The organism is Streptomyces sp. NPDC058240 (assembly GCF_042882135.1).
Classification (GTDB): Bacteria; Actinomycetota; Actinomycetes; order Streptomycetales; family Streptomycetaceae; genus Streptomyces.
Genome location: NZ_JBHVWT010000030.1, coordinates 66,767 through 76,580, shown reverse-complemented (window position 1 = coordinate 76,580; position 9,814 = coordinate 66,767). Strand labels below are relative to the sequence as shown.

Below are 9,814 nucleotides of genomic sequence, written 5' to 3'. Positions count from 1 at the left end.
GGGACCAGGATCATGATGACGTCGGCCTCGGCGGCCGCCTCGGCCGGGGTCACCACACGCAGGCCCTGCTCCTCGGCCTTCGCCCTGGACTTCGAGCCCTCGTGCAGACCGACCCGGACGTCGACACCCGAGTCACGCAGCGACAGCGCGTGGGCGTGGCCCTGGCTGCCGTAACCGATGACCGCGACCTTGCGGCCCTGGATGATGGACAGGTCGGCATCGTCGTCGTAGAACAGCTCGGCCACTGGGTCTCTCCTTGGTGTGCAGGTGTTACGTCCCACCGTACGGCGGGGTGCGTCAGATACGTTTTCGGGTCTCGCCATACGAACGGCGAGGTGGCGGGTACTACGCCGTACGGTCGAGGGCGCGCAACGACCGGTCGGTGATCGAGCGCGCGCCGCGCCCTATGGCGATGGTGCCGGACTGGACGAGCTCCTTGATGCCGTACTGCTCCAGCATCTTGAGCATGGCCTCCAGCTTGTCGGCGCCGCCGGTCGCCTCGATCGTGACGGCCTCCGGGGAGACGTCCACGGTCTTGGCGCGGAACAGCTTGACGATCTCGACGATCTGGGAGCGGGTCTCGTTGTCGGCGCGGACCTTCACCAGGACGAGTTCGCGCTGGATCGCAGCGGAGTGCTCGAGTTCGACGATCTTCAGGACGTTGACCAGCTTGTTGAGCTGCTTGGTCACCTGCTCCAGGGGCAGGTCCTCGACACTCACCACGATGGTGATGCGGGAGATGTCGGGGTGTTCGGTGGTACCGACCGCGAGCGAGTCGATGTTGAAGCCGCGGCGGGAGAACAGGGCGGTGATCCGGGCGAGGACACCGGGCTTGTTCTCGACCAGGACGGAGAGCGTGTGCTTGGTGGACATGAGTCGGTCTCTCTCTGTCTCTCAGTCGTCTTCGTTGTCGCCGAAGTCGGGACGGACCCCGCGGGCGGCCATGACCTCGTCGTTGGAGGTGCCTGCGGCGACCATCGGCCACACCATGGCGTCCTCGTGGACGATGAAGTCCACCACGACGGGGCGGTCGTTGATGGAGTTGGCCTCTTCGATGACCTTGTCCAGGTCGGCCGGGTCCTCGCAGCGGATCGCGTAGCAGCCCATGGCCTCGGACAGCTTGACGAAGTCCGGGACGCGGGTGCCCTTCGCCGGGACACCCTCGGTGTCCGCGCCGGAGTGCAGCACTGTGTTGGAGTACCGCTGGTTGTAGAACAGGGTCTGCCACTGGCGGACCATCCCGAGCGCGCCGTTGTTGATGATCGCGACCTTGATCGGGATGTTGTTGAGCGCGCAGGTGGTGAGTTCCTGGTTGGTCATCTGGAAGCAGCCGTCGCCGTCGATCGCCCAGACGGTACGGTCCGGCATGCCGGCCTTGGCGCCCATCGCGGCCGGGACCGCGTACCCCATCGTTCCGGCGCCGCCGGAGTTCAGCCAGGTGGCGGGCTGCTCGTACTGGATGAAGTGCGAGGCCCACATCTGGTGCTGGCCGACGCCCGCCGCGAAGATCGTGCCCTCGGGGGCGAGCTGTCCGATGCGCTGGATGACCTGCTGCGGCGAGAGGCTGCCGTCCTCGGGCAGGTCGAAGCCGAGCGGGTAGGTGTCGCGCCAGCGGTTGAGGTCCTTCCACCAGGCTGAATATCCCGTTCGGGCGGCCTCGCCGACATGGCCCTCGGTGTGCTCGGCCTGGACGGCCTGGACCAGGTCGGCCAGGACCTCGCGGGCGTCCCCGACGATCGGGACGTCGGCGACCCGGTTCTTGCCGATCTCGGCGGGGTCGATGTCGGCGTGGACGATCTTGGCGTACGGGGCGAAGCTGTCCAGCTTGCCGGTGACGCGGTCGTCGAAGCGGGCTCCGAGGGCGACGATCAGGTCGGCCTTCTGCAGCGCGGTGACGGCGGTGACCGCACCGTGCATGCCCGGCATTCCGACGTGCAGCGGGTGGCTGTCGGGGAATGCGCCGAGCGCCATCAGTGTGGTGGTGACGGGCGCTCCGGTGAGCTCTGCGAGGACCTTCAGTTCGGCGGTGGCCCCCGCCTTGATGACACCGCCGCCGACGTACAGCACCGGCCGCTTGGCCTGGGTGATCAGCCTGGCGGCTTCACGGATCTGCTTGGCGTGCGGCTTGGTGACCGGGCGGTAGCCGGGCAGGTCCAGGGTCGGCGGCCAACTGAACGTGGTATGCGCCTGGAGGGCGTCCTTGGCGATGTCGACGAGGACCGGTCCCGGACGGCCGGTGGAGGCGATGTGGAAGGCCTCGGCGATCGTGTGCGGGATGTCCTCGGCCTTGGTGACCAGGAAGTTGTGCTTGGTGACCGGCATGGTGATGCCGCAGATGTCGGCTTCCTGGAAGGCGTCCGTACCGATCGCCTTGGAGGCGACCTGGCCGGTGATCGCGACCAGCGGGACGGAGTCCATGTGGGCGTCGGCGATCGGGGTGACCAGGTTGGTGGCGCCGGGGCCCGAAGTCGCCATGCAGACGCCGACCTTGCCGGTGGCCTGCGCGTAGCCGGTGGCCGCGTGTCCGGCGCCCTGCTCGTGGCGGACCAGCACGTGACGGACCCGGGTGGAGTCCATCATCGGGTCGTACGCCGGAAGGATGGCGCCGCCGGGAATGCCGAATACCGTGTCGGCCCCCACCTCCTCGAGGGAGCGGATGAGGGACTGCGCGCCCGTGACGTGCTCAACGGTGGCGGCGTTCGATCCGCCGTTACGGGCCCGCGGCTGGGGATGCTGGGCCCCGGTGGCCTGCTCGGTCATCGGCATTCTCTTCTCGAAGCTGAGGGTTTCTGCGGGTGTTTTGCAACAGTTTGCGTGGTGCCGGTGCAACAAAAAACCCCTCGTGCCGTGAGGCAAGCGAGGGGAGCGCGTCGGTGCGGTCTGCAGAGTGCCTGGGAGGACTCTGCTTCAGCCGACGCGCTTTCCAAGTACGAGAATTCGGGTGCGCATGGCAATGACCCTCTCTCCGACGCACTCGACGTGTCAAGTGGGTGGGATGGGCGTCTCAATATGTGAGCCGCTGAGGAGGGGAATCGAGCCACCGGTCAGGACCGGCTGGGCCATGGCGCTGCCGGGCACCGGGAACTCGCCGCGGTCCAGGGCGCGGCGCAGCCGGTACTCGTCGAGCGGCCCGGAGAAGGCCATTCCCTGGCCGTGCGTACAGCCCATGGCGCGCAGTGCGAGGACCTGCTCCGGTACGTCGACGCCGTCGGCCACGGACTGCATGCCGAGGTCGCAGGCGATCCGCAGGAGGCCGCTGGTGATCTTGTGCAGCCGGGCGGACTCCACCACGCCCTCGACCAGACCGCGGTCCAGCTTGAGTACGTCGATGGGGAGCCGGCGCAGGGCGTTGATCGCGGCGTAGCCGCTGCCGAAGCCGTCGAGCGCGATGCGGACACCGATGCGGCGCAGGGCCACGAGACGCTGCTCCAGTTCGTCGAAGGAGATCCGGGGGTCGCTGTCGGCGACCTCGATCATCAGCGCCCCGGAGGGCAGGCTGTGCCGGGTCAGCAGCGCCTCGACGGAGCCGAACGGCATCCCCTTGTCGAGGAGCCGGCGGGCGGAGAGCCGCACGGCGACGGAGACCGGGTGTCCGGCCCTGGCCCGGTCGGCGGCCTGCTCGACGGCCTCTTCGAGGAGCCAGCGGCCCAGCTCGGCGGTGCGGTCGCTGTCCTCGGCGACGCGGAGGAACTCGGCCGGGGTGAACAGGATGCCCTGGGCGGAGCGCCAGCGGGCCTGGGCGGCGACGGCGGCGACCGTGCCGCTGGCGAGATGCACGACGGGCTGGTGGAGCAGGGCGAACTCGCCGTCGCGCAGGGCGGTGCGCAGCCGGGTCGCCAGCTCGGAGCGGCGCACCACATCGGCCTGCATCTGCGGGGCGTACAGCTCGACGCGGTCCTTGCCGCCCGCCTTGGCGCGATACATGGCGAGATCGGCGTTGCGCATGAGGTCGCTGGGGGTGATGCCGGGCTCGGCGAAGGCGACCCCGATGGACGCGGCGACCCGGACCTCGCCGGCGCCGATCCGGTACGGCTGGGAGAGGGTGAGGCGCAGCCGGTCGGCGATCTCGTGGACCTGGCACTCCCGGGCGGACTGGTCGCGGGTGCCGTCGCCGAGGATGATCGTCGCGAATTCGTCGCCGCCGAGGCGGGCCGCGGTGTCGCCCGCCCGGACGGATTCGTGAAGGCGGCGGGCGGCCTGGACGAGGAGCTCGTCGCCCGCCTGGTGGCCGAGGCGGTCGTTGACCGCCTTGAAGCCGTCGAGGTCGATGAAGAGCACGGCGGTGCCGGAGTCGCCGGAGCGGCGGCCGCCGAGGGCCTGACGGACCCGTTTGGTGAACAGGGCCCGGTTGGGCAGGTCGGTGAGCGGGTCGTGCTCGGCGTTGTGCTGCAACTGGGCCTGCAGCCGGACCCGTTCGGTCACATCGCGGCTGTTGAGGATCAGCCCGCCCTGATGGCGGTTGACCGTGGATTCGACATTGAGCCAGTCGCCCGTACCGGACCTGAAACGGCACTCGATCCGGGTGGTGGGCTCCTCGCTCGGCGGGGCGGCGAGAAACCGGCGCACCTCGTGGACCACCCGCCCCAGGTCCTCGGGATGGACGATCGAGGCGAGCTCGGCGCCCACCAGGTCGTCGGCCTCGCGCCCGTAGACCCCGGCCGCGGCGGGGCTGACGTAGCGCAGCACACCGGTGGGGGCGGCGATCATGATCACGTCGCTGGAGCCCTGCACCAGGGAGCGGAAGTGGTTCTCCTTCTGCGCCAGTTCCTGGGTGAGGGCGATGTTGTCGACGAGCATGATGCCCTGCCGGACGACCAGGGCGAGCACCACCGTGCAGCCGGTGAAGATCACGACGCGGTCCACCCGGCGGCCCTCGATGGCGTTGTAGAGAATGCCGAGGGTGCAGACGGCGGCGGCGAGATAGGGCGTCAGCGCGGCCAGCGATCCCGCGATGGGTCGGCTGGTGGGATGCGCGCTGCGCGGCGGGAAAGCGTTGTCCGCGGCCCTGTTCGCGCCCCAGGGGGCGTACGCGAGGAGCAGCGAGCCGGCGAACCAGCCCGCGTCCAGCATCTGGCCGGAGTGGTAGGTCTGGCGCAGCAGCGGTGAGGTGAACAGGGCGTCGGACAGGACTGTCAGGGCGAGCGCGGCGACGGCGGTGTTCACCGCGGAGCGGTTGACGTTGGACCGCCGGAAGTGCAGGGCCAGCACCATGGAGACCAGCACGATGTCGAGCAGCGGATAGGCCAGTGCGAGCGCCGCGCGGGCCACGCTCACGCCCTCGGCGTCCACCAGATGCGCGGTGTGGGCGAGGGCGAGGCTCCAGGAGAGCGTGAGGAGCGATCCGCCGATCAGCCAGGAGTCCAGCGCGAGGCAGAGCCAGCCGGCCCTGGTGACGGGGCGTTTGGCGAGGACCAGCAGCCCGACGATGGCGGGCGGCGCGAAGCAGAGGAAGAAGACGTCGGCCAGGGAGGGGGTGGGCACCGGGCGCCCGAGCACGACCTCGTACCAGCCCCAGACCCCGTTGCCCGCGGAGGCCATGAACGAGGAGAGCGAGAACAGCAGCCAGGCGGGCCGGAACCGGCTGCTGCCGACCCGCGCGTAGCGGTAGCAGGAGACGGCGGCGATCAGCGCCGCCGCGCTGAGACCGAAATCCCCCATGACGAGCGCCAGTTGTGGCGAGCCCCAGCCGAAGGCCGCCCCCGCGGCATAACCGGCCCAGACGATGCCGAGAAGGATCTGCCAGACCAGCGCGGACGCGCCGCTCACGGCCGCCCTCCGGGAGAGGAGCGCCCCGAGCGCGTCGGCCGGCGCGCTCACCGGGGCGCCCCCGGTGTCGTCGGGTGCGCTCGCACCCGGCGTCCCGCCGGTCCCCGTCGACTGCCCGGTGGTGTCGGATCATGCGCCCATCGGCCGTACATCGCCCGTCGCCCCCTCGCGTGTCGCGTCCTCCCCGGCGCCTTCCCTTCCACGGCGCAGCGCCCCTTTCGGGACGATACACCAGACTCGTCACGCAGGGACATAGTTCCTCTACTCTCCGTGACGACCTGGGGGTTGTCCGGAACGGTGTGCGACCGAGGGCCTCCGTAGCGTGGTCAGCCGATGGCGAGTACCACGTTCCGCACCGGTTCTCCCGCGGCGAACCGGCTCAGCTGTCCGGCCAGCAGACGCTTGGCGCGCGGCAGGAAGGCCGACGTGCTGCCGCCCACGTGAGGAGTGATCAGGACGTTCGGAGCATGCCAGAGAGGGTGGCCGGTGGGCAGCGGCTCCGGGTCGGTGACGTCGAGGGCGGCCCGCAGCCGGCCGGACTCGAGTTCGCGCAGCAGCGCCCCGGTGTCGACGACGCCGCCCCGCGCCACGTTCACGAGCAGCGACCCGTCCGGCATCGCGGCGAGGAACTCCGCGCCGACCAGCCCTTGTGTGGACGGATTCAGCGGGGTGGACAGCACGACGACATCGGCCTCGGGCAGGAGCGCCGGCAGGTCGTCGAGCGTGTGTACGGGGCCGTGTGCGGTGGTCCGCGCGGAGCGCGCGACGCGCGCCACCCGCGCGCACTCGAAGGGTGCGAGCCGGTCCTCGATGGCGGCGCCGATCGACCCGTACCCCACGATCAGCACGGACTTGTCGGCGAGCGCGGGGTAGAAGCCGGACCGCCACTCCTCCTTGTCCTGGCCGTGGACGAATCCGGGAACGCCACGCAGGGAGGAGAGGATCAGGGTGAGGGCGAGCTCCGCGGTGGATGCCTCGTGGACCCCCTTGGCATTGCAGACCAGCACCCCTTCCGGCAGCAGACCGAGTCCGGGCTCGACGTGGTCGATGCCCGCGGTGAGTGTCTGCACGACCTGGACGGCCGCCATGCCGTCGAGCGGACGCACCGCGACCTCGGCGTCCTTCATGTACGGCACGACGTAGAAGGCGCAGTCGGCGGGGTCGGCGGGGTAGTCCGGTTCGCCGTCCCAGAGCCGGTAGTTGAGCCCCTCGGGGAGCCCTTCGATCTCGTCGGCCGGGAACGGCAGCCATACGTCGGGCGTCTTCGTCACGTCGGGAGTGCAGGTCGAAGTCATGGTCAGGAGGCTAATCGGCGGAGGCCGTGCGAGGTCGGGCGGGCGGCAGAGGTTACTTTGGGGTGCGGTGCGGTCCCGTGACGGCGGGGCATGGGCCCGGTTCGACGGCGGGGCCTGGGGAGGGTCGGGGAGTTGGAGCGCAGGAGTCTCGGTGCGGCGGCGCTCGCCGTGGGGGCGGTCGGTCTCGGCTGCATGCCGATGAGCTGGGCGTACAGCGCGTCGCAGCAGCGCGGTGACCGTGCGTTGCGTACGGTGCACGCCGCGCTCGACGCGGGCGTCCAACTGCTCGACACGGCCGACATGTACGGCCCGTTCACCAATGAGCTGCTGGTGGGGCGGGCGCTGAAGGGCCGCAGGTCGGACGCGTTCGTCTCCACCAAGTGCGGACTGCTGGTGGGTGATCAGCACATCGTGGCCAATGGCCGCCCCGGCTATGTGCGGCGGGCCTGCGACGCCTCGTTGCGCCGGCTGCAGACCGATGTGATCGATCTGTACCAGCTGCACCGGGCCGACCCCGAGGTGCCGATCGAGGAGACCTGGGGCGCGCTGGCGGAGCTGGTGACCGCCGGAAAGGTGCGGGCGCTCGGGCTCTGCGCGGTCGGGGCGCGGGCTTCGCGCCGATCGGGTTCCCGGATGTACGACGAAACGATCCGTCAGCTGGAGCGGGTGCAGCAGGTCTTCCCGGTGAGCGCGGTGCAGGCGGCGCTCTCGGTCTGGTCGCCGGAGGCGCTGGAGTCGTTGCTTCCGTGGTGCTCGGCGCGGGGTGTGGGGCTGCTCGCGGCGATGCCGCTCGGGAACGGCTATCTGACGGGCACGCTGACGCCGGGACAGGGCTTCGAGCCGGAGGATCTGCGCGCCCGGCATCCCCGGTTCACGGCGGAGATGATGGCGGCGAACCAGCCGGTGGTCGTGGGGCTGCGGCGGATCGCCGAGCGGCACGGGGCGACCGCCGCGCAGGTGGCGCTGGCCTGGGTGCTGCGGCAGGGGCCGCATGTGGTGCCGGTGCCGGGGACCAAGCGGGAGCGGTGGGCGGTGGAGAACGCGGGGGCGGCCGGGCTGGCCCTGACCGCGCAGGATCTGGCGGAGATCGCCGGACTGCCCGGGGCGCAGGGGTCCTGGGACTGAGATCCGCCCCCGCCGCTGGACACCGGTCGGCAGAATTGGCGGGTATCGGGAACCCCGGGGCGGGGCCGCGGTGTAAGAACAGTAGTCAGGTGGCCGTCGAAGGGATCGGTGCTGTGCGCGGAGTTCTGTTCGGATCTGTACGAGGCCCCGCCGGGCCCCGGGGCCCGCGTCGGGCCCTGCGCCGCGGGACGGTGGCAGCGCTGGCCGCCGGCTCGTTGGTGCTGGCCGCGGGGTGTTCCTCGGACGGCGGCTCCGGCAGCATGGCGGGCGTCGGGAGCACGCCGCCGGTCTCCCGCTCCTCCCCCGCCGCCCCGGCCCCGTCCGCCTCGCCGTCCCTGCCGCCCGCGAAGGGCTCGGTGAGGGTGGTGTCGACGCTCACCGAGGGCCTGGACTCGCCCTGGGGGCTGGCGGCGCTGCCCGGCGGCGATCTGCTGGTCTCCTCCCGCGACAAGGGCACGATCACCCGGATCGACGGGAAGACCGGCAGGAAGACCCTGCTGGGCGCGGTGCCCGGGGTGTCGCCCGCCGGTGAGGGCGGACTGCTGGGGATCGCGGTCTCCCCCACGTACGGCACGGACCATCTGGTGTACGCGTACTTCACGACCGAGTCCGACAACCGCATCGCCCGGATGCAGTACGACGAGAACGGCACGACGCCCGGCCGGCTGCTGGGCGCGCCGGACACGATCCTGCGCGGCATCCCCAAGGGATCGATCCACAACGGCGGGCGGATCGCCTTCGGCCCGGACCACATGCTGTACGCGGGGACCGGCGAGACGGGCGACGACGGCCTCGCCCAGGACAAGAAGTCGCTGGCCGGCAAGATCCTGCGGATGACCCCGGACGGGCAGCCGCTGCACGGCAATCCGGCGGCCGACTCCGTGGTGTATTCGTACGGCCACCGCAATGTGCAGGGGCTGGCCTGGGACGGGCAGCAGCAGCTGTGGGCCTCCGAATTCGGGCAGGACACCTGGGACGAGCTGAACCGGATCGTGCCGGGCGGGAACTACGGCTGGCCGGAGGCCGAGGGCAAGGCGGGGAAGAAGGGCTTCATCGATCCCGTGGCACAGTGGAAGACGTCCGAGGCGTCCCCGAGCGGGATCGCCTTCGTCAAGGGTTCGATCTGGATGGCGGGCCTGCGCGGTGAGCGGCTCTGGCGGATTCCGCTGTCCGGCGAGGCCGGCAAGGAACCTCTCGCGGCCCCCCAGCCGTTCCTGGAAGGAAAGTACGGCCGTCTGCGCACCGTGCTCGCCGCGGGCGGCGACAAGCTCTGGCTCGTCACGAGCAATACGGACACCCGTGGCACCCCGAAGCCGGGAGACGACAGGATCCTGGTGCTGGCGGTGCGGTAGCGGCTACAGCAGGTGAAAGGGCGTGCGGCCGGTGTTCAACTTCTTCGAGGAACTCTTCGCACCGGGCCGCAAGCATGCCGCCGAGGAGCAGAAGCGGCTGGAGCTGACCCGGGTGGATCTCGGCGTCGGCGACCCGGGGCGCGGGCCGATAGACCTGGCCTCCGGGAAGGTGGTCGTCAGGGCCTCCGACACGAACACGGACGCGGACCGGGGGCCCGGCCAGGAAGCGGCCCCGGAAGCGGACGCCCCGGACGCTCAGCCGTGAGTGAGCGGGGC

Annotated in this window: 8 protein-coding genes; 3 read left to right on the top strand and 5 right to left on the bottom strand. The window is 70.8% G+C overall.

Annotated features, from left to right (window positions below; translation table 11 throughout):
- The 5 genes from ACFVX4_RS31135 to ACFVX4_RS31115 all read right to left on the bottom strand — a co-directional run.
- A partial coding sequence (locus ACFVX4_RS31135) for an NAD(P)-binding domain-containing protein (RefSeq protein ID WP_389983551.1) occupies window positions 1-245 on the bottom strand: 245 nt, incomplete at its 3' end.
- Between the two features lie 100 nt (window positions 246-345).
- The gene (gene ilvN, locus ACFVX4_RS31130; protein ID WP_361494352.1) at window positions 346-873 is read right to left on the bottom strand and encodes an acetolactate synthase small subunit; all 528 of its coding nucleotides are present in this window, start codon (window positions 871-873) and stop codon (window positions 346-348) included.
- 21 nt (window positions 874-894) lie between these two features.
- A complete protein-coding gene (locus ACFVX4_RS31125; protein ID WP_389983547.1) occupies window positions 895-2,766 on the bottom strand; it encodes an acetolactate synthase large subunit in 1,872 nt (623 codons plus the stop codon).
- A gap of 216 nt (window positions 2,767-2,982) precedes the next feature.
- On the bottom strand, window positions 2,983-5,817 hold the full coding sequence (locus ACFVX4_RS31120) for a putative bifunctional diguanylate cyclase/phosphodiesterase (RefSeq protein WP_389983544.1): 2,835 nt from the start codon (window positions 5,815-5,817) through the stop codon (window positions 2,983-2,985).
- A 275-nt stretch (window positions 5,818-6,092) separates the two neighbouring features.
- The gene (locus tag ACFVX4_RS31115; RefSeq protein WP_389983541.1) at window positions 6,093-7,061 is read right to left on the bottom strand and encodes a 2-hydroxyacid dehydrogenase; all 969 of its coding nucleotides are present in this window, start codon (window positions 7,059-7,061) and stop codon (window positions 6,093-6,095) included.
- Between the two features lie 132 nt (window positions 7,062-7,193).
- Between ACFVX4_RS31115 and ACFVX4_RS31110 the strand changes: the two genes are divergently transcribed.
- The 3 genes from ACFVX4_RS31110 to ACFVX4_RS31100 all read left to right on the top strand — a co-directional run bounded on the left by ACFVX4_RS31110 (window position 7,194) and on the right by ACFVX4_RS31100 (window position 9,803).
- Window positions 7,194-8,186, top strand: a complete 993-nt coding sequence (locus ACFVX4_RS31110) for an aldo/keto reductase (RefSeq protein ID WP_389983539.1) — start codon at window positions 7,194-7,196, stop codon at window positions 8,184-8,186.
- Window positions 8,187-8,377: 191 nt separating this feature from the next.
- On the top strand, window positions 8,378-9,538 hold the full coding sequence (locus ACFVX4_RS31105; RefSeq protein WP_389983536.1) for a PQQ-dependent sugar dehydrogenase: 1,161 nt from the start codon (window positions 8,378-8,380) through the stop codon (window positions 9,536-9,538).
- Between the two features lie 22 nt (window positions 9,539-9,560).
- Window positions 9,561-9,803 (top strand): DUF6191 domain-containing protein, encoded by a 243-nt coding sequence (locus ACFVX4_RS31100; RefSeq protein ID WP_389983533.1) that lies wholly within the window; start codon window positions 9,561-9,563, stop codon window positions 9,801-9,803.
- Window positions 9,804-9,814: the final 11 nt, after the last annotated feature.

Excerpts from the sequence above, each read along its gene's own strand:
- ACFVX4_RS31125 (WP_389983547.1), bottom strand. The coding sequence starts at position 2,766 with ATGCCGATGACCGAGCAGGCCACCGGGGCCCAGCATCCCCAGCCGCGG.
- ACFVX4_RS31115 (WP_389983541.1), bottom strand. The coding sequence starts at position 7,061 with ATGACTTCGACCTGCACTCCCGACGTGACGAAGACGCCCGACGTATGG.
- ilvN (WP_361494352.1), bottom strand. The coding sequence starts at position 873 with ATGTCCACCAAGCACACGCTCTCCGTCCTGGTCGAGAACAAGCCCGGT.